Origin of the sequence: Kosakonia arachidis, from assembly GCF_900116535.1 — a bacterium.
GTDB lineage: Bacteria > Pseudomonadota > Gammaproteobacteria > Enterobacterales > Enterobacteriaceae > Kosakonia > Kosakonia arachidis.
Map to the genome: position 1 here is coordinate 651942 of NZ_FPAU01000002.1, position 25196 is coordinate 677137.

22 protein-coding genes are annotated in these 25196 nt (G+C 52.7%); 9 read left to right on the forward strand and 13 right to left on the reverse strand.

Annotated elements, in window-relative coordinates; all coding sequences use genetic code 11:
* Positions 1-94 precede the first annotated feature (94 nt).
* Complete coding sequence (mnmL, locus tag BM427_RS11320) at positions 95-1021, reverse strand: tRNA modification radical SAM protein MnmL/YtqA (RefSeq protein WP_090121754.1); 927 nt, start codon at positions 1019-1021, stop codon at positions 95-97.
* A gap of 672 nt (positions 1022-1693) precedes the next feature.
* Between mnmL and gltB the strand changes: the two genes are divergently transcribed.
* Together gltB and BM427_RS11340 are read left to right on the forward strand one after the other, a co-directional pair.
* A complete protein-coding gene (gene gltB / locus BM427_RS11335) occupies positions 1694-6154 on the forward strand; it encodes a glutamate synthase large subunit (RefSeq protein ID WP_090121651.1) in 4461 nt (1486 codons plus the stop codon).
* 9 nt (positions 6155-6163) lie between these two features.
* Positions 6164-7582: a glutamate synthase small subunit gene (locus tag BM427_RS11340; protein WP_090121652.1), complete on the forward strand. Its 1419-nt coding sequence runs from the start codon at positions 6164-6166 to the stop codon at positions 7580-7582.
* 91 nt (positions 7583-7673) lie between these two features.
* Here the strand turns inward: BM427_RS11340 and sspB are convergent, their stop codons facing one another.
* The 5 genes from sspB to zapE all read right to left on the reverse strand — a co-directional run bounded on the left by sspB (position 7674) and on the right by zapE (position 11365).
* Positions 7674-8177, reverse strand: coding sequence for a ClpXP protease specificity-enhancing factor (gene sspB / locus BM427_RS11345; RefSeq protein ID WP_090121654.1), 504 nt, complete (start codon positions 8175-8177; stop codon positions 7674-7676).
* A gap of 4 nt (positions 8178-8181) precedes the next feature.
* A complete protein-coding gene (gene sspA, locus BM427_RS11350; protein WP_007369885.1) occupies positions 8182-8820 on the reverse strand; it encodes a stringent starvation protein SspA in 639 nt (212 codons plus the stop codon).
* A gap of 311 nt (positions 8821-9131) precedes the next feature.
* On the reverse strand, positions 9132-9524 hold the full coding sequence (gene rpsI / locus BM427_RS11355; RefSeq protein WP_000829818.1) for a 30S ribosomal protein S9: 393 nt from the start codon (positions 9522-9524) through the stop codon (positions 9132-9134).
* Between the two features lie 15 nt (positions 9525-9539).
* Positions 9540-9968: a 50S ribosomal protein L13 gene (gene rplM, locus BM427_RS11360; RefSeq protein ID WP_002437467.1), complete on the reverse strand. Its 429-nt coding sequence runs from the start codon at positions 9966-9968 to the stop codon at positions 9540-9542.
* A 266-nt stretch (positions 9969-10234) separates the two neighbouring features.
* Complete coding sequence (gene zapE / locus BM427_RS11365; RefSeq protein WP_090121655.1) at positions 10235-11365, reverse strand: cell division protein ZapE; 1131 nt, start codon at positions 11363-11365, stop codon at positions 10235-10237.
* A gap of 189 nt (positions 11366-11554) precedes the next feature.
* Between zapE and zapG the strand changes: the two genes are divergently transcribed.
* From zapG to degS, 3 genes are all read left to right on the forward strand, one after another.
* Positions 11555-11953: a Z-ring associated protein ZapG gene (gene zapG, locus BM427_RS11370; RefSeq protein WP_090121657.1), complete on the forward strand. Its 399-nt coding sequence runs from the start codon at positions 11555-11557 to the stop codon at positions 11951-11953.
* A gap of 170 nt (positions 11954-12123) precedes the next feature.
* Positions 12124-13497 (forward strand): serine endoprotease DegQ, encoded by a 1374-nt coding sequence (degQ, locus tag BM427_RS11375; RefSeq protein WP_090121659.1) that lies wholly within the window; start codon positions 12124-12126, stop codon positions 13495-13497.
* 87 nt (positions 13498-13584) lie between these two features.
* Complete coding sequence (gene degS / locus BM427_RS11380; protein WP_090121661.1) at positions 13585-14652, forward strand: outer membrane-stress sensor serine endopeptidase DegS; 1068 nt, start codon at positions 13585-13587, stop codon at positions 14650-14652.
* A gap of 55 nt (positions 14653-14707) precedes the next feature.
* Here the strand turns inward: degS and mdh are convergent, their stop codons facing one another.
* Positions 14708-15646, reverse strand: coding sequence for a malate dehydrogenase (gene mdh / locus BM427_RS11385; RefSeq protein ID WP_090121663.1), 939 nt, complete (start codon positions 15644-15646; stop codon positions 14708-14710).
* A gap of 408 nt (positions 15647-16054) precedes the next feature.
* Here mdh and argR point away from each other — a divergent pair, with 408 nt between their 5' ends.
* The 3 genes from argR (at position 16055) to yhcN (BM427_RS11400) (ending at position 17528) form a co-directional block, all read left to right on the forward strand.
* Complete coding sequence (gene argR, locus BM427_RS11390) at positions 16055-16525, forward strand: transcriptional regulator ArgR (protein WP_090121665.1); 471 nt, start codon at positions 16055-16057, stop codon at positions 16523-16525.
* Between the two features lie 377 nt (positions 16526-16902).
* On the forward strand, positions 16903-17166 hold the full coding sequence (gene yhcN, locus BM427_RS11395) for a peroxide/acid stress response protein YhcN (RefSeq protein ID WP_090121666.1): 264 nt from the start codon (positions 16903-16905) through the stop codon (positions 17164-17166).
* 98 nt (positions 17167-17264) lie between these two features.
* On the forward strand, positions 17265-17528 hold the full coding sequence (gene yhcN, locus BM427_RS11400) for a peroxide/acid stress response protein YhcN (RefSeq protein WP_090121667.1): 264 nt from the start codon (positions 17265-17267) through the stop codon (positions 17526-17528).
* A 57-nt stretch (positions 17529-17585) separates the two neighbouring features.
* Here yhcN (BM427_RS11400) and BM427_RS11405 read toward each other — a convergent pair whose 3' ends face one another.
* The 5 genes from BM427_RS11405 to aaeX all read right to left on the reverse strand — a co-directional run bounded on the left by BM427_RS11405 (position 17586) and on the right by aaeX (position 22555).
* Positions 17586-17855 carry a barstar family protein gene (locus tag BM427_RS11405; RefSeq protein ID WP_090121669.1) on the reverse strand — a complete coding sequence of 90 codons (270 nt, stop codon included), beginning with the start codon at positions 17853-17855 and terminating at the stop codon, positions 17586-17588.
* 45 nt (positions 17856-17900) lie between these two features.
* Complete coding sequence (locus BM427_RS11410) at positions 17901-19355, reverse strand: NAD-dependent succinate-semialdehyde dehydrogenase (RefSeq protein ID WP_090121670.1); 1455 nt, start codon at positions 19353-19355, stop codon at positions 17901-17903.
* Between the two features lie 83 nt (positions 19356-19438).
* Complete coding sequence (aaeB, locus tag BM427_RS11415) at positions 19439-21406, reverse strand: p-hydroxybenzoic acid efflux pump subunit AaeB (RefSeq protein ID WP_090121671.1); 1968 nt, start codon at positions 21404-21406, stop codon at positions 19439-19441.
* 5 nt (positions 21407-21411) lie between these two features.
* A complete protein-coding gene (aaeA, locus tag BM427_RS11420) occupies positions 21412-22344 on the reverse strand; it encodes a p-hydroxybenzoic acid efflux pump subunit AaeA (protein WP_090121758.1) in 933 nt (310 codons plus the stop codon).
* Positions 22345-22351: 7 nt separating this feature from the next.
* Positions 22352-22555, reverse strand: a complete 204-nt coding sequence (gene aaeX / locus BM427_RS11425) for a p-hydroxybenzoic acid efflux pump operon protein AaeX (protein ID WP_023480966.1) — start codon at positions 22553-22555, stop codon at positions 22352-22354.
* A 175-nt stretch (positions 22556-22730) separates the two neighbouring features.
* Between aaeX and aaeR the strand changes: the two genes are divergently transcribed.
* Positions 22731-23654 carry an HTH-type transcriptional activator AaeR gene (gene aaeR, locus BM427_RS11430; RefSeq protein ID WP_090121673.1) on the forward strand — a complete coding sequence of 308 codons (924 nt, stop codon included), beginning with the start codon at positions 22731-22733 and terminating at the stop codon, positions 23652-23654.
* 39 nt (positions 23655-23693) lie between these two features.
* Here the strand turns inward: aaeR and tldD are convergent, their stop codons facing one another.
* Positions 23694-25139 carry a metalloprotease TldD gene (gene tldD / locus BM427_RS11435; protein ID WP_090121759.1) on the reverse strand — a complete coding sequence of 482 codons (1446 nt, stop codon included), beginning with the start codon at positions 25137-25139 and terminating at the stop codon, positions 23694-23696.
* Positions 25140-25196 lie beyond the last annotated feature (57 nt).

Consider the following 25196-nt stretch of genomic DNA (forward strand, 5'->3'; position numbering starts at 1 on the left):
CCCTCGGACAATTCCGCTCAATAATACTCAATTCTGGGCAAGGTATTGAAGCTTGTGTGAAAAATGCGGGGAGAGCCTGGGTTTCGTCGTCGGTTCAGGTGGGCAATTGCCAACAGCACCCAAGAGCCGAACCTTGTCCGCCCTGCTCATTCAGGTAGCGATCCAGCTCCACCATGCCGGTCCAGCGGTTTTCGCACCACAGCGGCGCCAGTAGCGTCGGGCGACGCGCGCTAGCGGAAACGCGATGGTAGATCACCTCGGGCGGCGTATAGCGAATCATCTCGCCGGCAATAACGGTATACTCTTCCAGGCCAATACCGTTCAGTCGACCGGCCTCCCATGCCTTCGCCATAATACTGCCTTTCACGATATGCAGCGGATGCAGCTTAATACCATCAACGCCAGCTTCTGTAACGCGCTGTAGGGTCTCCAGACAATCCACACGTCGTTCCCCTGGTAACCCGACAATCAAATGTGTGCAGACCTTCAGACCGCGTTTACGGGCCTGCTGTGCCGTTTTCTGGTAACAGGCGAAATCATGTCCACGATTGATGCGATGCAGTGTTTTATCATGAGCGGTTTGCAAACCCAGTTCCAGCCATACTTCATAGCCCTGTTGGTGGTATTCACAAAGCAAATCCAGCACCACTTCCGGTACGCAATCGGGGCGCGTGCCAACGCACAAACCGACAATGTTCGCCTGACTTATCGCCTGCTGGTACATCGACCGCAGTACCTGCACTTCAGCCCAGGTACTGGTGTAAGCCTGGAAATAGGCGAGATAACGGCGAGCGCGATTAACGAGGTTCGCCTGATGAGCAAGCTGGTCAGCAATGGATTGGTGTTGCTGTGCCTCATCAGCAAAAGAAGCAACATTACAGAATGTACACCCACCGCGACCAAGGGTGCCATCGCGGTTTGGGCAGCTAAAACCGCCATGCAAAGTAAGTTTATGTACTTTTTCTCCATACCGGCGAGCAAGATCCCCACCAAACATATTGACTAATTTCTGTAACTGCATAATCTGAAAGGCCGCCCTGACGAAAGGGTGTAGCCTGCCACTTTTAGCTTTCATCGGCGATGACCTGGATCAATCGCTCCGGAAGGCCTTTATTTATTGCATAAAAAGTCAATATAATCGCAATTTCATTCATCGCAAAAGCAATTACTTTTCCTTATATTCCTGCCTTATTTTGCAGAAATACGTGTGGAAGTGAAAAACAGTGTCTTCATGCAGACCCTGACCACAAAGCAGAATAAAAATCTGCCGTTAAAGATACCTTCAGGACAGAACATCAGAAAGTAGGCTTTGGTATAGTGAGTCAGATCACACTCCACTACCGCTTGTCGTTGCGTTTCATGAATGTAAAAAACATTAAATATCGATATATATCAAATAGATGAACAACATTTAGCACATTTCTGTATAAATAAGCTCGGCATTTGACCTGTGTACGGATTCCCGATAACTTGGGAATCCGCTGGAAGCTTTCTGGATGAGCAGTCTGCTCATCATATTTATGCAGTAATTGAGATTCCCTCTTAAGCAAGTCCTCAACACTTGTGTATCGATGCGAAAAGGAAATTAAAGAGGGCGACATGCGAGGCATATGCCCCGTCGCCATGCTCTTTTTACGCCTGTGCGTATCGGTCAACGGAGGGTGTCTCGTAGAGCCTGGGGAGGTTCACTGATATGTTGTACGATAAATCTCTAGAGAGAGATAACTGTGGTTTCGGCCTGATCGCCCACATAGAAGGCGAACCTAGCCACAAGGTAGTGCGTACCGCTATTCACGCACTGGCCCGAATGCAGCACCGCGGTGCCATCCTTGCCGATGGTAAAACCGGCGACGGTTGCGGTCTGCTGCTGCAAAAACCCGACCGTTTCTTCCGTATTGTGGCGGAAGAGCGCGGCTGGCGCTTAGCCAAAAATTACGCCGTAGGCATGCTGTTCCTGAATCAGGATCCAGAAAAAGCCAGCGCGTCGCGTCGCATTGTTGAAGAAGAGTTGCAACAAGAAACCCTGTCGATCGTTGGCTGGCGCGATGTGCCAACCAACGAAGGGGTACTCGGTGAAATAGCCCTCTCCTCGCTGCCTCGTATTGAACAAATTTTCGTTAACGCCCCCGCAGGCTGGCGCCCGCGCGATATGGAGCGTCGTCTGTTTATCGCTCGTCGCCGCATTGAAAAACGCCTGCAGGAAGATAAAGAGTTCTACGTTTGTAGCCTCTCCAACCTGGTGAACATCTATAAAGGTCTTTGTATGCCGGCGGATCTGCCGCGCTTTTACCTGGATCTGGCGGATCTGCGTCTCGAATCGGCCATTTGTCTGTTCCACCAACGTTTCTCCACCAACACCGTACCACGCTGGCCACTGGCGCAGCCGTTCCGCTACCTGGCGCACAACGGTGAAATCAACACCATTACCGGTAACCGCCAGTGGGCGCGTGCGCGCACCTACAAATTCAAAACACCGTTGATCCCGGATCTTCATGATGCCGCGCCGTTTGTCAACGAAACCGGTTCAGACTCCAGTTCAATGGATAACATGCTTGAGCTACTGCTGGCAGGCGGGATGGATATCGTGCGCGCCATGCGTTTGCTGGTGCCGCCAGCCTGGCAGAATAACCCGGATATGGATCCGGACCTGCGCAGTTTCTTCGACTTTAACTCCATGCACATGGAGCCGTGGGATGGTCCGGCGGGCATCGTGATGTCTGACGGTCGTTTCGCTGCCTGCAACCTTGACCGTAATGGTCTGCGTCCGGCGCGCTATGTCGTCACCAAAGACAAGCTGATCACCTGCGCTTCAGAAGTGGGGATCTGGGATTATCAGCCAGACGAAGTGGTGGAAAAGGGCCGTGTCGGCCCGGGTGAACTGATGGTTATCGATACCCGTGACGGGCGCATTCTGCACTCGGCCGAAACCGATGACGATCTGAAAAGCCGCCACCCCTATAAAGAGTGGATGGCGAAAAACGTGCGCCGTTTGGTACCGTTTGAAGATTTGCCTGACGAAGACGTCGGTACCCGCGAGATGGACGACGATCTGCTGGCAAGCTACCAGAAGCAGTTTAACTACAGTTTTGAAGAGCTGGATTCGGTTATCCGCGTGCTGGGTGAAAATGGCCAGGAAGCAGTCGGCTCCATGGGTGATGACACACCGTTTGCAGTGCTCTCAAGCCAGCCACGCATTATTTATGACTACTTCCGCCAGCAATTTGCGCAGGTAACCAACCCGCCGATCGATCCGCTGCGTGAAGCCCATGTTATGTCGCTGGCTACCAGCATCGGTCGCGAAATGAACGTCTTCTGTGAAGCGGAAGGCCAGGCACATCGTCTGAGCTTCAAATCACCGATCTTGCTGTACTCTGATTTCAAGCAACTGACGACGATGGAAGAGGAGCACTACCGCGCCGACACGCTGGACATCACCTTCGACGTGACCGAAACGTCGCTGGAGGAGACCATCAAAGCGCTGTGCGATAAAGCAGAGCAGATGGTGCGTAACGGTACTGTATTGCTGGTGCTCTCTGACCGTAACATCGCCAAAAATCGCCTGCCGGTTCCGGCGCCGATGGCGGTGGGCGCGATCCAGACCCGTCTGGTGGATAAGAGCCTGCGCTGTGATGCCAACATTATTGTTGAAACCGCAAGTGCCCGCGACCCGCACCACTTTGCGGTGCTGCTGGGCTTCGGCGCGACAGCCATCTACCCGTACCTGGCGTATGAAACGCTGGCGAAGCTGGTCGACAACAACGCCATCGAGAAAAATTACCGTACAGTGATGCTGAACTACCGTAACGGCATCAATAAAGGGCTGTACAAAATCATGTCCAAAATGGGCATTTCGACGATTGCCTCATACCGCTGCTCAAAACTGTTTGAAGCCGTGGGTCTGCACGATGACGTTGCTGCCCTCTGCTTCCAGGGCGTTATTAGCCGTATCGGCGGCGCTGGCTTTAGCGACTTTCAGCAGGATCTGCTGAACTTGTCAAAACTGGCCTGGTTAGCGCGTAAACCGCTGTCGCAGGGCGGACTGCTGAAATATGTCCACGGCGGCGAATACCACGCCTATAACCCGGATGTCGTGCGCACGCTGCAACAGGCGGTACAGAACGGCGAGTACAGCGATTATCAGGAGTATGCGAAGCTGGTTAACGAACGCCCGGCGGCTACACTGCGCGATTTGCTGGCTATCACGCCAAATGGTGAAGCGGTTAATCTGAAAGATGTAGAACCTGCAACTGAGCTGTTTAAACGCTTTGATACTGCAGCGATGTCTATCGGCGCGCTCAGCCCGGAGGCTCACGAAGCGCTGGCAGAAGCAATGAACAGCCTCGGCGGTTTCTCCAACTCCGGTGAAGGCGGTGAAGATCCGGCGCGCTATGGCACCAATAAAGTGTCGCGTATCAAGCAGGTTGCTTCTGGTCGCTTCGGCGTAACTCCGGCTTACCTGGTGAATGCTGATGTCATTCAGATCAAAGTCGCCCAGGGGGCCAAACCGGGTGAAGGCGGCCAGCTACCGGGTGACAAAGTCACGCCGTATATCGCCAGGTTGCGCTACTCCGTACCCGGCGTAACGCTGATCTCTCCGCCGCCGCATCACGATATCTACTCTATTGAGGATCTGGCACAGCTGATTTTCGACCTGAAACAGGTCAACCCGAAAGCGATGATCTCTGTGAAGCTGGTTTCTGAACCGGGTGTCGGTACCATCGCTACCGGTGTGGCGAAAGCCTATGCCGATCTGATTACTATAGCCGGTTACGACGGCGGTACTGGCGCAAGCCCGCTCTCTTCCGTGAAATATGCAGGTTGTCCGTGGGAACTGGGGCTGGTGGAAACCCAGCAAGCGCTGGTCGCTAACGGTTTGCGTCACAAGATTCGTTTGCAGGTGGATGGCGGTCTGAAAACCGGACAGGACATCATAAAAGCCGCAATTCTGGGCGCCGAAAGCTTTGGTTTCGGTACCGGACCGATGGTCGCGCTGGGTTGTAAATACCTGCGAATTTGTCACCTGAATAACTGCGCAACCGGCGTAGCGACTCAGGATGACAAACTGCGTAAGAATCACTATCACGGTCTGCCATTCAAAGTGACCAACTACTTTGAATTTATCGCCCGTGAAACCCGCGAGTTAATGGCACAACTGGGCGTGAAACGCCTGGTCGATCTGATTGGCCGTACCGATCTGCTGAAAGAACTGGACGGTTTTACCGCCAAGCAGCAGAAACTGGATCTGGCGAAACTGCTGGAAACTGCCGAACCGCACCCAGGCAAAGCACTGTACTGCACGGAAAACAACCCGCCGTTTGATAATGGCGTACTGAACGCGCAGTTATTACAACAGGCGAAACCGTATGTCGATGAGAAGCAGAGCAAAACTTTCTGGTTCGATATCCGCAATACCGATCGTTCCGTGGGTGCTTCACTGTCTGGCTATATTGCACAGTCTCACGGCGATCAGGGGCTGGCAGCCGATCCAATTAAAGCACATTTCAGCGGCACCGCAGGCCAGAGCTTCGGCGTATGGAATGCTGGGGGCGTTGAACTCTATCTGACTGGAGATGCCAACGACTATGTTGGTAAAGGTATGGCGGGCGGTTTGCTGGCAGTGCGTCCGCCGGTGGGTTCAGCCTTCCGCAGCCATGAAGCGAGCATTATCGGTAACACCTGCCTGTATGGCGCAACCGGCGGCCGTTTGTACGCTGCGGGCCGTGCAGGCGAGCGTTTTGCAGTTCGTAACTCTGGTGCCATCACGGTTGTAGAAGGCATAGGCGACAACGGCTGTGAATATATGACCGGCGGCATTGTTTGTGTGCTGGGTAAAACCGGCGTCAACTTTGGCGCAGGGATGACCGGTGGCTTTGCCTATGTACTGGATGAAGACGGTGAATTCCGTAAACGCGTTAACCAGGAGCTGGTGGAAGTGCTGAGCGTCGATGACCTCGCCATCCATGAAGAGCATCTGCGCGGCCTAATCACCGAGCATGTGCAACATACCGGTTCTCAACGCGGCGAAGAGATCCTGGCAAACTGGCCAGCATTCTCATCGAAATTCGCCCTGGTGAAACCGAAATCCAGCGATGTAAAAGCCCTGTTAGGTCACCGTAGTCGTAGCGCGGCAGAGTTGCGCGTGCAGGCGCAGTAAGGAATTGAGATGAGTCAGAACGTTTACCAATTTATCGACTTACAGCGCGTTGATCCGCCCAAGAAACCGGTCAAGCTGCGTAAAATTGAATTTGTTGAAATCTACGAGCCCTTCTCTGAAGGGCAAGCTAAAGCGCAGGCCGATCGCTGTCTCTCCTGCGGTAACCCGTATTGCGAGTGGAAATGTCCGGTTCATAACTACATTCCTAACTGGCTGAAGCTGGCCAACGAAGGACGTATTTTTGAAGCAGCAGAGCTGTCGCACCAGACAAACACCTTGCCGGAAGTATGCGGACGCGTCTGCCCGCAGGACCGTCTGTGCGAAGGTTCCTGCACACTGAACGATGAGTTTGGCGCCGTCACCATCGGCAACATCGAGCGCTATATCAACGATAAAGCGTTCGAAATGGGCTGGCGTCCCGATCTGACTGGCGTGAAGCAAACCGGTAAACGCGTGGCGATTATCGGTGCAGGCCCGGCAGGTCTGGCATGTGCCGATGTGCTAACCCGCAACGGTGTAAAAGCCGTCGTCTTCGACCGTCATCCGGAAATCGGCGGCCTGCTGACTTTTGGTATTCCGGCTTTCAAGCTGGAGAAAGAAGTGATGACTCGCCGCCGTGAGATTTTCACCGGCATGGGTATTGAGTTCAAACTCAATACCGAAGTGGGTCGCGATGTGCAGATCGAGGAACTGCTGAAAGATTATGACGCGGTGTTCCTCGGCGTCGGTACCTATCAGTCAATGCGTGGCGGACTGGAGAATGAAGATGCAACGGGCGTATTCGACGCGCTGCCATTCCTCATCGCTAATACACGTCAGATTATGGGCTTTGGCGAAACACCCAATGAGCCGTATATCAGTATGGAAGGCAAACGTGTCGTGGTGCTTGGCGGTGGTGATACCGCAATGGACTGCGTGCGTACTTCAGTTCGCCAGGGCGCAACACACGTGATTTGTGCTTATCGCCGGGATGAAGAGAACATGCCAGGTTCCCGCCGCGAAGTGAAAAATGCGCGTGAAGAGGGCGTGGAATTCCAGTTTAACGTGCAGCCGTTGGGTATCGAAATCAATGCCAATGGCAAAGTGTGCGGCGTGAAGATGGCGCGAACCGAAATGGGCGAGCCAGATGCAAAAGGCCGTCGCCGTGCGGAAATCGTTCCGGGTTCTGAACATATAGTTCCCGCAGATGCCGTGGTGATGGCGTTTGGTTTCCGTCCGCACAGCATGGAATGGCTGGCGAAGCACAGCGTTGAACTTGATGCTCAGGGCCGTGTTATCGCACCAGAAGGCAGCGAAAATCCGTTTCAGACCAGCAATCCAAAAATCTTTGCTGGTGGCGACATCGTACGTGGCTCCGATTTGGTGGTGACCGCGATTGCCGAAGGCCGTAAAGCGGCAGACGGCATCTTGAACTATCTCGAAGTGTAATACCCATGTAGCAACCCACAAGGAGGCTTCGGCCTCCTTTTTATATTGGCGGATCGCGGATAGTAAAACAGGGCCATTCGGCCCTGTTTGATTACTTCACTACCCTCAGCGATGGGCGTCCACCGCGCGGCGGTGGATCGTCATCAGGGCCATTGTCCTGATCGTCAGCAAGATCGGGTTTATCACCGTCGATAACCGACATCACCGTCTCGCTTTCCTGCGCTGAAGTATCGAGGTCGTCATTCATAATAGCGACATCTTCATCGTAGGCTGCTTCCGGTTCGAACATGGTTCCCGCGCCGTTTTCACGGGCGTAAATAGCCAGTACGGCTGCCATCGGCACCGCAACCTGACGCGGCACGCCACCGAAGCGCGCATTGAAACGCACCTCGTCGTTAGCCAGTTCCAGGTTGCCTACCGCGCGCGGTGCGATGTTCAACACGATTTGACCGTCACGCGCATACTCCATCGGCACGCGAACATCAGGCAACGTCACATCAACAACCAGATGCGGCGTTAGCTGATTATCCAGCAGCCATTCATAGAAGGCCCGCAGCAGATACGGACGGCGTGGAGACAGTTGTGACAAATCCATTCAGTTAACCCCGGCCAAGGCGCATTTCGCGCTCGGCTTCAGTTAGAGAAGCCAGGAAGGAATCACGCTCAAATACGCGCGTCATATATCCTTTCAGCTCTTTGGCGCCCGCGCCACTCAACTCGATGCCCAGTACCGGTAAGCGCCATAGCAGCGGTGCGAGGTAGCAGTCAACAAGGCTAAACTCGTCGTTCAGGAAGTAAGGTTTCTGGGTGAACAACGGGCCAATTGCCAGCAACTCTTCACGCAGTTGTTTACGGGCGGCATCGGCCTGTGCGCCGCTGTTGTTCTGGATGATATTCATCAGGGAATACCAATCCTTTTCAATGCGATGCATGTACAGGCGACTTTCACCACGTGCGACCGGGTAAACCGGCATTAGCGGCGGATGCGGGAAACGCTCGTCCAGATATTCCATAATAATGCGTGACTCCCACAAGGTGAGTTCACGATCTACAAGTGTCGGTACGCTTTGATTCGGGTTGAGGTCAATCAGATCCTGAGGAGGATTATCCTTTTCCACGTGCTCAATTTCGAAGCTGACACCTTTTTCGGCCAGCACGATACGGACCTGATGGCTATAGATGTCCACAGGACCAGAAAACAGCGTCATTACCGAACGTTTGTTGGCAGCGACAGCCATGAAAACCTCCAGGTATATTCTAGAATTTACTGCTACCGGACTTACTCGACCGGCCAGATGTGAGTTACCTACCCGCCCGTACTGTCACTTTCGTTCAGGAAGCAAACAAAAAATGAACAATCCCAGCCATTTGGGCAGAAAATTGGATGATAGTTTACCAGATTCTGCGGGGTTTGTGGTGAGGGGATTCTGCAAATGCAGAAAAAGACGCGATAAACGATTGATTACTGTGGATAACGTAATTTTTATCCATAAAAAAACCCGGCTTGCACCGGGTTTTTCGCCAATCGTTCTGCCGAAGCAGAAAACAATTAACGTTTGGAGAACTGCGGACGACGACGTGCTTTGCGCAGACCAACTTTTTTACGTTCAACCTGACGAGCGTCACGAGTGACGAAGCCAGCTTTACGCAGTTCGGAGCGCAGAGATTCATCGTACTCCATCAGAGCGCGGGTGATACCATGACGGATCGCACCTGCCTGACCGGAGATACCACCACCTTTAACGGTGATGTACAGATCCAGTTTTTCAACCATGTCGACCAGTTCCAGCGGCTGACGAACTACCATGCGGGCAGTTTCACGACCAAAGTACTGTTCCAGAGAACGCTGGTTGATTACGATTTTACCGTTGCCCGGTTTGATAAACACGCGAGCGGCGGAGCTTTTGCGGCGACCAGTGCCGTAGTATTGATTTTCAGCCATTGCCTATAATCCCGATTAGATGTCAAGAACTTGCGGTTGCTGTGCCGCGTGGTTGTGCTCGTTACCCGCGTAAACTTTCAGTTTACGGTACATAGCACGACCCAGCGGGCCTTTTGGCAGCATGCCTTTAACCGCGATTTCAATCACACGCTCAGGACGGCGGGCAATCATCTCTTCAAAGGTCGCTTCTTTGATACCACCGATGTGACCGGTGTGGTGGTAGTACATTTTGTCGGAACGTTTGTTGCCGGTTACAGCAACTTTTTCTGCGTTCAGAACGATGATGTAATCACCCGTATCAACGTGCGGAGTATATTCCGCTTTATGCTTACCGCGCAGGCGACGAGCCAGTTCGGTAGCCAGACGGCCCAGAGTTTTACCGGTCGCGTCAACAACATACCAGTCGCGTTTTACGGTTTCTGGTTTAGCTGTAAAAGTTTTCATTATAAAGCTTACCCAAATAATAAGTTACACGTTGGTGAACACCCAAACGCCTAAATACAAGTGAGGTTCACACGACATTGTCCAGTAAACCTACCCCTTCGGATATGTTTAGCCGGCACACAAGAGTTTCGGGAAAAAAACCTTGTAGTAACGTGGGGTCGCAGGATTATAGAGAAGTCGTGGGCAAAGATCGACCCCTTTTTGTGATTTGGCGTGTCTTTTGTACAAGGCGAATCCCTCTCCTACCCGGGAAAGGGATTTAGCGATTACGGCATATGCGCACGCTTGAGATATTCTTCGCTCTGCATCTCTTGCAGGCGGGACAAACAGCGCTGAAATTCAAATTTCAGCCGCTCGCCCTGATAAATCTCATGCAGCGGCGCGGCTGCACTCACTACCATCTTCACATGGCGCTCGTAAAACTCATCGACCAAAGCAATAAAGCGTCGAGCTTCGTTCTCCATCAACGGCGTCATTATCGGCACCTCGAACAACATTACGGTATGGAACAAGCGAGAGAGCGCGATGTAATCATGCTGGCTGCGCGCATCGACGCAGAGCGTGGCAAACGACACCGCCAGCGTCTGGTTTTCCACACCCAGCGTCGACAACGCACGGTGATTAATCTCCAGCACCGGCGCATGTTCACGGTTTGCGCCAGCCAGTGCTAACCACAAGGCATCCATTTGCCGCGCGGTCTCACTGTTCAGCGGAGTCAGCCATAAGTGCATCTGGGTTAATGCGCGCAGACGATAATCGACGCCAGCATCGACATTCATCACATCGCAAAACTGCTTGATAGCATCGATAGCAGGTAAAAAGCGCGAACGCTGCAGACCGTTGCGATAGAGCTCATCCGGAGGAATATTCGACGTTGTCACCAGCGTAATACCACGGGCAAACAGCGCTTTCATTAGCCCGCCCAGCAACATGGCATCGGTAATATCCGAAACGAAAAATTCATCGAAGCACAGCACATCGGTTTCAGCTTTGAAACGATCGGCAATAATTTCCAGCGGATCGCTATGTCCCTGAAGTGAAGTTAGCTCTTCGTGAACGCGCAGCATAAAACGGTGAAAGTGCAGACGTTGTTTACGCTCACCTGGTAAACTCTGATAGAACATATCCATCAGCCAGGTTTTGCCACGACCAACACCACCCCACATATAGAGGCCACGCACGGGAGCACTCTGCCGCGGTTCACGTTTTCCCAACAGTTTTTTGCCGACCGCAGCCAGCAAACCACCGCTTGTCGGTGTTCCATTGTCGCTGCGGGTAATCAGTTCTTGATAGATATGCTCCAGCCGCTGAACGGCTTCTTTTTGCACATCATCCGGCTGATGGCTTCCCTCTTTGAGAGCGCCGTTGTATCGCGATGTCGGGGTAAGGCTTTGCATGGTGTTATGGTTGTTCCTTGAAAATCGATCCGCCCTCAGAGGGTTGACGAAAAAAAACCGTTCTACACTACGCGATGATTTGTCAGGATTCCACTTCTACACCAGAAGCGGTTATAGTGGCACTATCAGGCGCAGGCAAGAAGCTTGCGACCCACACCCTACGGAATCACAAAATAACGGGAGAAGTACATGACCTGGGAATACGCGCTAATCGGGTTGGTTGTCGGCATTATCATTGGTGCCGTGGGTATGCGTTTCGGAAACCGTAAATTGCGCCAGCAACAGGCCTTGCAGTATGAACTGGAAAAAAATAAAGCGGAACTGGAAGAGTATCGCGAAGAGCTGGTGAGCCATTTTGCCCGCAGCGCGGAACTGCTGGATAACATGGCGCATGATTATCGCCAACTCTATCAGCACATGGCGAAAAGCTCGTCCAGCCTGCTGCCGGAAATGTCCGCAGAAGAAAATCCGTTCCGCAACCGTCTGGCAGAATCTGAAGCCAGTAACGATCAGGCACCGGTGCAGATCCCGCGTGATTATTCTGATGGCGCTTCTGGTCTGTTGCGCGGCGGCGCAAGCCGTAAATAATCCACCCTGTTATCTGTTTTTTCGGGCGCGTTTCCCGCGCCCTCCCCCTTCTTGCGCATCACAGCTATTATTTAGTCATTCATATCATTGTTACCCGGTTAAAATTTCAATAACATCAAACTGTTTTGGGGCGTCATTCCTTTCACTTTAGGTTACGAGAGCAAGCATCAATGAAGAAACCAACCCTGCTGTTGAGTGCATTTGCGTTAAGTGTCGGGTTAACTCTCTCGGCACCGTTTCAGACGATGGCCGCTATGCCATCACAATTGCCCGGCCAGGGCGCGTTGCCAAGCCTTGCGCCAGTACTGGAAAAGGTATTGCCTGCGGTCGTTAGCGTGCGGGTAGAGGGGACGACGTCACAAGGTCAGAAAGTTCCGGATGAGCTTAAGAAGTTTTTCGGCGACGATGTGCCGGATCAACCGCAGCAGCCGCAACCTTTTGAAGGGCTGGGTTCTGGCGTGATTATTGACGCCGCGAAAGGCTACGTGTTGACAAACAATCACGTGATTAATCAGGCGCAAAAAATCAGCGTGCAGTTGAACGATGGCCGCGAGTTCGACGCCAAACTGATCGGCGGTGATGATCAGAGTGATATTGCTCTGCTGCAATTACAGAATGCCAGCAACCTGACGCAAATTGCGATTGCTGACTCCGATAAACTGCGCGTCGGCGACTTTGTCGTTGCCGTCGGCAACCCGTTCGGCCTTGGGCAGACGGCGACTTCCGGGATTGTTTCCGCACTGGGCCGCAGTGGCCTGAATCTGGAAGGGCTGGAGAACTTTATCCAGACGGATGCCTCCATCAACCGCGGTAACTCTGGCGGCGCGCTGCTTAACCTCAACGGCGAACTTATCGGCATTAACACCGCTATCCTCGCGCCGGGCGGCGGTAGCGTAGGGATTGGCTTCGCCATTCCGAGTAATATGGCGCAAACCCTCGCCAGGCAATTAATTCAGTTTGGTGAGATCAAACGTGGTCTGTTGGGCATTAAAGGCACGGAAATGAGTGCGGATATCGCCAAAGCCTTTAATCTTAACGTTCAGCGCGGCGCTTTTGTCAGCGAAGTGCTGCCTAACTCTGGTTCGGCAAAAGCCGGGATCAAATCAGGTGATGTGATCGTCAGTCTGAACGGTAAGCCGCTGAACAGCTTTGCCGAACTGCGTTCACGTATTGCCACGACAGAGCCTGGCGCGACAGTGAAGCTCGGCCTGCTGCGCGATGGCAAGCCGCTGGATGTGGAGGTCACGCTGGATAAAAGCACCTCTTCATCCGCCAGCGCTGATCTGATTTCACCATCATTACAGGGTGCAGAACTGAGCGACGGTCAGCTCAAAGACGGCACTAAAGGCATCTCGATAAATAATGTCGAAAAAGGCAGCGCAGCCGCGCAGGCAGGTCTGCATAAAGATGATGTGATCATTGGCATCAACCGTGAGCGCGTTCAGTCGATCGCCGAAATGCGTAAAGTACTGGAAACGAAACCTTCAATAATGGCACTGCATATCGTGCGCGGTAACGACAGTATCTATCTGCTGCTGCGATAAAGCCTCCACTCTCCGGACGTCATCATGTGATGTCCGGAGAACTCATGTTATGCTGCTGCCGTTCTTCCATTTAGCGATAATCCCATCATGTATGTGAAGCTTTTACGTTCAGTTGCAATCGGTTTGGTTGTGGGTGGCCTGATCATCGCCGTCATGCCTTCGCTGCGAAAAAACATCCCCCTTCACGCTTCCCAGCTTGAAAGCGCAGACGAAACGCCAGCGAGCTATAACTCGGCAGTACGCCGCGCAGCGCCCGCTGTGGTCAACGTCTATAACCGCAGCCTGAATAGCTCCACGCACGATCGACTGGAGATCCGTACGCTTGGTTCCGGCGTGATTATGGATCAGCGTGGCTACATCATTACCAACAAGCACGTCATCAATGATGCGGACCAGATTATCGTTGCCCTGCAGGATGGCCGGGTGTTTGAAGCATTGCTGGTTGGCTCGGATTCCCTGACCGACTTAGCGGTGCTGAAGATCAACGCGACTGGCGGTCTGCCGGTGATCCCCATCAATACGAAACGCACGCCGCATATCGGCGATGTGGTTCTGGCAATCGGTAACCCATACAACCTTGGTCAAACGACAACGCAGGGGATTATCAGCGCTACCGGGCGTATCGGCCTGAACCCGAGCGGGCGGCAGAACTTTTTGCAGACCGATGCTTCAATCAACCATGGAAACTCCGGCGGCGCGCTGGTTAACTCGCTGGGCGAACTGATGGGCATTAACACGTTGTCGTTTGATAAGAGCAACGACGGCGGAACACCGGAAGGCATCGGTTTTGCCATCCCTTTCCAGTTGGCCACCAAGATTATGGATAAGCTGATCCGCGATGGTCGGGTGATCCGGGGTTACATTGGTATCGGCGGGCGAGAAATTGCGCCTCTGCATTCACAAGGCGGAGGTATCGACCCGATTCAGGGGATCGTCGTTAACGAAGTTTCGCCTGGCGGGCCTGCCGCCCGCGCCGGGATTCAGGTGAATGACGTCATCACCTCAGTCAATGGTAAAGCTGCCGTTTCCGCGCTTGAAACGATGGATCAGGTCGCCGAAATCCGCCCAGGTTCTGTCATTCCGGTTGAAGTAATGCGCGACGATAAGAAACTGACTCTGCAAGTCACCATCGAAGAATATCCGGCAACCAACTGATTTACAATAAAAAACCGGAGCACTGTCTCCGGTTTTTTATTGCAGTGATAACACGTTAACGGTTAACGAAATCCACGCCCAGTTGAATATCTTTTTTCAGCGTGTCCAGCATACCTTCCAGCGACTGTTGCTCATAAGCGCTAAGCTTGCCGATAGCATGACGCTCTTCAATGCCGTTTTTCCCCAACAGCAGCGGCTGTGAGAAGAAGCGCGCATATTCGCCATCGCCTTCGACATAGGCGCATTCAACTACGCCTTTCTCGCCTTGCATTGCGCGAACCAGCGACAAACCAAAACGTGCAGCAGCCTGCCCCATCGAGAGCGTAGCCGAACCGCCCCCCGCCTTAGCTTCCACCACTTCAGTACCGGCATTCTGAATGCGTTTTGTCAGTTCTGCGGCTTCCTGCTCGCTAAAGCTGACGCCCGGTACCTGCGACAGCAGTGGCAGAATGGTAACGCCGGAATGCCCACCAATCACCGGTACTTCGATATCGACCGGTGATTTATGTTTCAGTTCGGCAACAAAGGTATTGGAGCGAATAATGTCCAGCGTGGTAACACCAAACAGTTTGTTCTTGTCATAGACACCCGCTTTCTTCAGCACTTCCGCCGCAATGGCAACGGTAGTATTAACCGGGTTAGTAATGATGCCAATACACGCTTTCGGCGCTGTTTTCGCCACCTGGGTTACCAGGTTTTTCACAATGCCCGCATTGACGTTAAACAGGTCGGAACGATCCATACCCGGTTTACGCGCCACGCCAGCGGAAATCAGTACGACATCAGCACTTTCCAGCGCAGGAGTCGCATCATCGCCGGAGAAACCTTTAATGCTCACATCAGTTGGAATATGGCTGAGATCAACAGCAACCCCGGGGGTTACAGGAGCAATATCATAGAGAGAGAGTTCTGAACCAGAAGGCAGTTGTGTTTTCAGTAGTAGGGCTAGCGCCTGACCGATACCGCCGGCCGCGCCGAGGACTGCAACTTTCATCATAAACTCCTTATTATGGTTAGCTAAATATTTTGTTACTCCGTTGCGACGACCTTAATTCACCCTGATAATTATGGCAATGCATGCGCAGAAATTCTGCGGCACACTCTACTTTCAGATCTTATAAGAAGGTAAATACGTCGTCAGATCGGCAAGCTAAGCAACTAACACCGAGAGTTTATAATATAGCTGCTATATTCACCAAAATAACATCAACTTTATAACATTAAATTTACTTTTTAATCTTATTTGCGACGTAAGACACATGTGACTGTCCTTCAGCACCGGATTTGGTAAACTCCGCGCCTTTCAGCATACATTTGAGTATTTCCCATACGAGATTATTTGCATAAAAATTCATAAATATGCATAATAATGTTGTTTTCACGGCCATATTACGGGTGACTTATGCGAAGCTCGGCAAAACAAGAAGAATTAGTTAAAGCGTTTAAGGCGCTTCTTAAAGAAGAGAAATTCAGTTCTCAGGGAGAAATTGTCCAGGCTTTACAAGATGAAGGCTTCGACAACATCAATCAGTCTAAAGTCTCCCGCATGCTGACCAAATTCGGTGCGGTGCGTACGCGCAACGCAAAAATGGAGATGGTCTACTGTCTGCCGATTGAACTGGGCGTCCCGACAACCTCCAGCCCGCTGAAGAACCTGGTGCTGGATATCGACTACAACGATTCCGTTGTGATGATTCATACCAGTCCGGGCGCAGCGCAGCTTATCGCACGTCTGCTGGATTCTCTGGGTAAAGCAGAAGGCATCCTCGGCACCATTGCCGGTGACGATACGATTTTTACCATCCCGGCAAGAGGCTTCACCGTTAAAGAGCTCTACGAAGCGATCCTCGTGTTGTTCGAACAAGAACTCTAATATCACTTCCCCCCGCTTCGATTGCGGGGGAACCTTCTGACTATTCCCCTTCGCCCACAACTTTTCCCTCACATTAATTTAACAGTTAATGCGATTTCCCGTTTCAAACCACTGGTGCAGTGAATGCCATCGCACAAAAAATCAAATTCAAATATCTATATGATTTTCTTAGATAACACCAATCATTTTTTAATCATTATCAGGTTTTTTATGCATTCTGGTTATAAAAAATAATTTCAACATGCCTTAGTTACCATAGAAATAATTAGCATGGTATTAATTTTTTCAGTGACTGGTGTATACTTGATTCTGTGATGAGGGTCACGAAATAAGACCCCAATGAATTGAAGTAAAAGAATACGCCGAGGTTAAGAATCATGAATATCAAATCAACTGTTGCCACACTTAGCATTCTCTCAGCCCTGTCATTCGGCGCTTTTGCTGCCGATTCCATCAGTGCAGACCAGGCGCAATCACGCCAGTCTCTGGGGACCGTATCCATAGGTGCTGTCGCCGCTTCGCCGATGGATATGCGTGCTGAACTGAACAAAAAAGCGGAAGAACAAGGCGCTTCTTCTTACCGCATTATCGAAGCACATACCGGTGACAACTGGCATGCAACAGCCGAGCTGTACAAATAAGTTTTACCGATAACCCTATGTCATCACTCAATGGCGCCAGGTACAAAAATAGCAGTTCAATCCTCCCTGCCGTTGAGACGCTCTTAAGGAGACAAACAATGAAACGCAATCTAATTATCCCAACCCTTGGACTTGCATCCCTGATCTCTTTCAGCGCAAGCGCTGCAACGCTGGTTAACAGCGAACAGGCAAGTAACCTGCAACCTATGGGCAGTGTTTCGGTTTCACAGGTTGCTGGTGTACCGATGGATATTCGCCAGGAACTCTCTGCGAAAGCTGACCAGGCGGGAGCCAGCAGCTATCGCATCGTTGAAGCACGTACGGGCGATTACACTCACGTCACGGCGGAACTGTATAAATAAACCCTCGTCGTCTAGTCCGACGACTTGCCCCTGCCTGTCAGGGGCTTTTTTTTGCCTTCAGCGCACATTAAAACGCAGCTCGCCCTCCAGCTCCTCTTCTGCTTCATCAAACAACAGGATCAATGCGCCAAAACGGCGGCGCTGTCGCTCCGGCAGATGAACAAACTCAATCTCCAGCGGTAGGGGTAATGCCCCCGCCATCACCGCATCCCACAGTGAATCAAGATCGTGAATTTTGTCGCTTCCCAGCTCGAACTGACGCGAGAAATCCCGGTAGAACGCGCCCTGATCGTCGATGTTTTTAAAATCGAAAGTGTAGGTATTCATTATTTCCGCCACCAGCCCAACAGGGCGGCACAGCCGCCCGCCGTGTTATAATCCGCCGAGATGCAGGGTTTTCACCTCAAGATACTCCTCCAGCCCCAGCACCGACCCTTCACGACCCAGCCCCGACTCTTTCACTCCGCCGAACGGCCCCAGTTCTGTGGATACCGCGCACTCGTTAATACCTATCATTCCACTCTCAATGGCTTGCGAAACGCGGAACACCCGAGGCAAGTTTTGCGTATAGAAGTAAGCCGCCAGGCCAAACGGTGTCGCATTTGCGCGCTGGACGACCTCTTCCTCGCTGGTAAAGCGGAAACAGGCTGCCACCGGACCAAAGGTCTCTTCCTGCGCCAGTTTCATACCATCGCTACAATCACCCAGTACGGTTGGTTGCCAGAAGTTACCGCCAAGATGGTGCGCTTTACCGCCAGTCAGCACTTTAGCACCTTTAGCCACCGCATCTTCCACATGCTCACGCACTTTTTCGATGGCAGCAAGTTCGATCAACGGCCCCACCACAACGCCCTCTTCCAGACCATTTCCCACTTTCAATGCGCTTACCGCCGTACTCAGCTTTTGCGTGAACGTGTCATAGACGGACTCATGAATATAGAAGCGGTTTACGCTGACACAGACCTGACCGGCATTACGAAATTTGTTAGCAATCGCCCCCTGAACTGCCGCATCGATGTCAGCATCGTCAAAAACGATATACGGTGCGTTGCCCCCCAGTTCCATCGACACTTTTTTCATGGTTTCGGCGACATTGCGGACCAGCGTTTTTCCTACCGCAGTCGAGCCGGTGAAAGAGATCTTACGCACCTCATGGCTGGCCATAATCGCATCGCTGATTTCTGCCGTGTTACCGGCAACCGCATTGAGTACACCATCCGGTACACCCGCTTTCTTCGCCAACGCCAACAAGGCAAACGCGCTGAGCGGGGTATTGTTTGCCGGTTTGATAACGCCGGTACACCCTGCTGCCAGCGCTGGCCCCAGCTTTCGAGTCAGCATCGCCATCGGGAAGTTCCACGGAGTGATGGCAGCAACCACGCCTACCGGTTCCCGGGTAGCCAGAATGCGCGAACCAGGCTTGATCGGCGGGATAATTTCACCGTTAGCGCGTTTTGCCTGTTCGGCAAACCACTGAATGAAGCTGGCGGCATACTCAACTTCTCCCTCAGCTTCTTTCAATGGTTTCCCTTGCTCGGTAGTCATTAAGCGCCCTAACCAGCTTTTATTTTCAATGATCAATTCATACCAGCGATAGAGGATGGTGGAACGCTCTTTCGCGGTTTTCGCCCGCCAGCCTGGGAAAGCCCGACTCGCCGCAGCAATGGCATCTTCGGTCTCTTTTTTTCCTGCTTTAGCGACGCTGGCGATGATCTCACCGGTGGCCGGATTCAGAACGTCAAATGTGGTGTCCAGCGATTTCCAGACACCATCTACCAGATAGCCGGTCTGAAAAAGTGGGTTATCCTGCAATACCTGCGTTGCCATTTTTTTCTCCCGTTCGGTGTGTTATCAGCTCCCACAAAGTATAGCCATAAAAAAACCGACGCTTTTTAGCGTCGGCTTTCTGTTTAGTTGTTGGTCAGCACATGCTGATATTTGTGAAGCACCCCGGTTAATCGCTGCACCGGCTCGGTCACCTGCAGCGGCGCATCCCAGATGCGCAGTTTCTCCTGGTAGATATCAAGTTCTTCCAGTAGTTGCAGAAAGTAACGCCGTCGTTTGTTATCCGATCCGGCCGAAATCACGTGCGATGCGGTACGACGTAGCTGACGATGAAAAGCGGAAAGATCATCGTTGATCGGCACCGGCGCATCGCGCAGACGCTGGTGGGCAATAATCAACGTTAATGCCAGACGAAATTTCGCCACGTCGCCGGGGAATTTGTTCAGCAGTAAAAACAGTTGCTGATACAGCGCAGGCAGATGGTTTTCTTTACGTCGAGCTGTATTGGTAGTCATTGCCGATACCGCCGCCGAAACAAACTGATTCAACAACGTACGCCCGGTGCGCGCCTGCGAGTTATCCCGCACCAGCAGCAGAACTACCATAGCCAGCACTACGCCCACTAACTGACCGAGCGCATTGTCGAGAAACTGGCTGAATTTAAAGGTCATTGGGTTATCAAGTACCAGAATGTTGATGGTGCCCGCCAGGGTCGCCATCGATCCCAGACGGCGCTTCTGCACCTCAATGCCGATGAAAAAGGCCAGCACCGCAAGGCTGATGCAGAGCAGCAGCATGCTTTGTTGCGTCGAGGGAATAATCACCAGAAAGAACAACGCCCCGATAGGCAGGGCCCACAGCATGCCGTAGATAAAGTCTTTTGCCACCATTTTCGGATTCGGCAGACGCATCGCCAGCGAGGTAACGACGGCAATCATTACCATTGATCCACTGCCGGATGTCCAGCCGGTCCACAGCCAGAAAAGCGTACCCAGCATGCACGATAAGGTGGTGCGCCAGAAGTTAACCATTGCATGGTGACGTTCGGCGGATTCCGGTTTTACCACCACTTCGCCCTGTAGGACCTCTTCTTCAACCGCACTGATTTTGGCATTACCGATGACACCACGTTTCAGCAGCAGGTAGCGCGTCGCCGCTCCCACCCAACTGTAGATGGTTACCGGCGTATCATGCTCACCGGTCCAGGCCATCACCCGGCGCATGCGTTTCACTTGCCGGTGCACATCCTGCACATTGTCGACAGGATCCGCAAACAGCTCCCGGAAGGTATCAGTAACCAGTTCCGGACGCGTATTTTGAATAAGGTAGGTTTCGCAAGCCTGAGTAATCAGCGTCAGTGACAACGAATTGATTACTTTTAACCGCCGGTTAGCACGCCCCCAGCGGGAGGACTCAATCTTCAGGTTGCTACGCATGCCTTCCAGCGCGGTGGTACGGCGCACCAGCGCAGCCCATGCTTGATCTACCTCTTCGCTATCGCCGTGCTTGATGCACAATTGCATCAGTTGATAGTGCGACACCAGCAGAGCGTCCAGCTCACGGTCAATCTCATGTTTGATCGAACGTGGGGAAAACAGAAGATCGGCAACAATGGCGCAGAGGATCCCGATGACGATTTCGCTACAACGCTCCACAGCATACTGTGGTGCCAACAGCGGCTCGGTCTGAATGGTAACGACGATGATTAAAGCAGTATATCCTGCCAGCCCCCAGGCATAGGAGTTTTCAATGCGTACCAGCGAGGAGAGCCAGGTACAAAAACCGGCCCAGATACAGCATACCATCAGCATCAACAGCGGCGTTCGGATCAATACAATAATGATCGTCAGACCGGCAATACAGCCGATAAACGTCCCGACAATACGCAGCATCCCGCGGTAACGGATAGCACCGGAATAAGGCTCGCCTCCGGCCGCAAACGCCGGACCAGCCGCAACGATCGCAGCGGTCAGCACCGCCCAGCGCGGTGTTTCAAGCTGAAAGTGAAAACCGACGAATAGCGCCAGCACCACGGCAAAGGCCAGCTTGACGGCAAAGCGCAAATGCTGGCTGGCTATCGACAACAGCCCCATAGTGATTACCCCAGCTCACGCAGGCGGTGGGCCATTTTACGGAAGAAGGAATCCTTGCTCTCATCACGATCGGTTTTCCCGGTCACGACAACGGTCGCGGTAGTGCCCGCAGGCCAGAGATTTCCCTGCTGTTTATCAAGGCGAATACGTACCGGTACGCGCTGGGCCAGACGCACCCATTCCAGATTGGAATCGATAGTCGCCATCCCTTTACTGTCGTTGCTGCTGCTGGAGTTGGTGACACCGGCGGCGATACTGTCCACCGTGCCTTTCAGCACCAGGTTACTGCCGAGCGGCGTGATCTCTGCCCGGTAGCCAGGACGAACACCCTCGAGTTTCGTTTCTTCCATATAAGCCAGAATATAGAAGGAGTTCTGTTTCACCAACGCTACAGCGGTTGAACCGCGGGTAATAAACTCACCGGCGTAAACATTCAAGTTGGTAACCCAACCGTCAGCTGGAGCACGGATGATGGTGCGTTCCAGATCTAGTTTCGCCAGGTCACGGGCCGCTTGCGCTTTCGCAAGCTGATGCATCACCGTTTGCAGTGTGTTGTTCGCCTGGTCGATCTCTTCGCGCGACATCGCCTGTACACCTAGCTGGTTACGACGTCCGGCCTCACGGCGCTTCTCGTTGACCAACGCATCGTAATAAGCAACATCCGCCTCATCCTCTGCCAACGCTTTCTGGTAGCGGGGCTGATCGATGGTGAACAGCACTTGTCCCTCTTTTACCAGTTGGTTGTCATGTACATTGACCGAGGTCACCAGCCCGGTAACATCTGGCGCAATAGCAACCACATCCGCGCTGAAGCGTGCATCGCGCGTCCAGGGAGATTCGGTGTAATAGACCCAGGCGCGGAAAATTGCGATAAACGCCAGGATAACCAGAATGATAGTAATAGCGGTACGGGAGATATTTCTTGTTAGTGTTTTCACTTGGACCTCAAACAAACAGACGCGACAGCAGGTAAAACAGGCAGCAGTACAACGCTGTATTAAATAAAGCGGGATGCCAGACGAAGTCATAGATTCCGGTGGGGATCAGCATCCGTCGTACCAGCCAGAAAATCGCCAGTGACAAAATCAATTCAAAAAAAATCGGAGGGAACGACAAACCGAACACCACGATTACGGGAAAGAGACTCATGTTGACCTTGATTCGAGAACAAGCAGGTGAAATTGTTTTTACGTCACCGCAGGAATAGGACAGGAGTGCCAGGGCGAGAGTGACGTGAATATTCTTGAGAGATAGTATATTAACGTAACTGTTATGCTGTTATCTATATTGTGTGATCTAAATCACTTTTAAGTAAGAATGAATAATGGAACGACTAAAACGCATGTCGGTGTTTGCCAAAGTGGTGGAATTGGGTTCCTTTACCGCCACAGCCCGACAGTTGGAAATGAGCGTTTCGTCCATCAGCCAGACGGTGGCGAAGCTGGAAGATGAATTACAGGTCAAACTGCTAAACCGCAGCACACGCAGTCTGGGGCTAACCGAAGCCGGAAAAATTTACTATCAGGGATGTCGTCGCATGCTGCATGAAGTGCAGGATGTCCATGAGCAACTTTACGCTTTCAACAACACGCCGATTGGCACGCTGCGCATTGGTAGTTCTTCAACCATGGCGCAAAATGTGCTGGCAAAAATGACAGCAGAGATGCTGAAAGAGCATCCAGGGTTGACTGTCAACCTGGTAACCGGCATCCCGGCGCCGGATCTCATCGCCGACGGACTGGACCTGGTGATCCGCGTTGGTGCACTGCAAGATTCCAGCCTCTTCTCCCGCCGACTTGGCGTGATGCCAATGGTGCTCTGCGCGGCGAAAAACTACCTTGCCCACTATGGCGTGCCGGAAAAACCCACCGACCTGGCAAATCATTCGTGGCTAGAATATAGCGTCCGTCCGGATAACGAATTTGAACTGATCGCGCCGGAAGGGATCTCAACGCGGCTGATCCCACAGGGACGGTTTGTCACCAACGATCCTATGACGCTGACGCGCTGGCTGACCGTCGGTGCCGGGCTGGCCTATGTCCCGCTGATGTGGGTGATCGATGAGATCAACAGCGGCCAGCTAGAGATCCTGCTGCCGCGCTATCAGTCCGATCCGCGCCCGGTTTATGCGCTATACACGCAAAAAGATAAGCTCCCGCTGAAAGTGCAGGTCTGTATTAACTACATGACGGAATATTTCATTGAAGTGGCGAAGGTGTATCAGGGAATGCAGGGACGCAGCGCCTGAGCGGATAATCCTCTCCCCACAGGGAGAGGATTTTAACAATTAAGCCGTACCACCTACCGTCAGGTTATCCACTTTCAGCGTCGGTTGACCCACGCCAACCGGCAGGCTTTGTCCCTCTTTGCCGCATACGCCAACGCCGTTATCCAGCTTCAGATCATTGCCGACCATCGAGATCTGCTGCATGGCTTCGATCCCGGAGCCAATCAGGGTTGCGCCTTTCACCGCTTTGGTCACTTTACCTTTCTCAATCAGGTATGCTTCCGAAGTGGAGAAGACAAACTTGCCGGAGGTAATATCCACCTGGCCGCCGCCGAAGTTTGGCGCGTAGATCCCGTAATCAACGGACTCGATAATCTCCTGCGGCGTCGATTTACCGGCGAGCATATAAGTGTTGGTCATCCGCGGCATCGGCAGATGAGCATAAGATTCACGGCGACCGTTGCCGGTCGGTTTCATGCCCATCAATCGTGCGTTCATCTTGTCCTGCATATAGCCTTTCAGCACGCCATTTTCGATCAGCACATTGTACTGCCCTGCCGTGCCTTCATCGTCAATCGCCACCGATCCGCGGCGATCGACAATTGTGCCATCATCGACCACCGTACAAAGCTCTGAAGCCACCAGTTGGCCCATTTGCCCGCTGAATACCGACGTACCGCGACGGTTGAAATCGCCTTCCAGACCGTGACCGACCGCTTCGTGCAACAGCACGCCCGGCCAGCCCGCGCCCAGCACCACTGGCAGCGTTCCCGCAGGCGCCGCAACAGCAGACAAGTTCACCAACGCCATGCGCACGGCTTCTTTCGCCCATGCATCGGCACGCACATCGCCATCAACGTCTTGCAAGAACCAGTCATAGCCGAAACGACCACCGCCACCGCTTGAACCGCGCTCGCGTTTACCATCATCTTCTACCTGCACGCTCACCGAGAGGCGCACCAGCGGACGCACATCGGCGGCCAGCGTCCCGTCGGTCGCCGCGACAAGAATCAATTCATAAACGCCGGTCAGGCTGGCAGTGACTTCCTGCACGCGTTTGTCAGCCGCGCGTGCCACTTTATCCACGCGGCGCAGAATATCCAGCTTCTCTTCGCGACTCATACTTTGCAGCGGATCAACACTGGTGTAAATCGCCGTATGTTCCACCGCGCCCAGCGTCTTCACTTTGCCGTCGCCGTCTTCACGCACAATAGTACGCGCGGCCTGTGCGCTCTGCTCCAGCGCCAGCAGGCTTATCTGGTCGGCATAGGCGAAACCGGTTTTCTCACCGCTCACAGCGCGAACACCGACGCCCTGATCGATATTGTAAGAGCCATCTTTAATGATGCTGTCTTCTAAAACCCAGGATTCGTGATAGCTCGACTGGAAATAGAGATCGCCATAATCAAGACGACGTGCGGTCAATTGACCGAGAATAGCAAACAGATCCTGATGACTCAGGCCATTCGCTGCCAGTAGTTGTTCACTCACCAGATTAAGACTCATCATTTTTTACTCATCGTTGCCGCCACATCGGGCAATAAAAAAAGCGATACAAGGAGC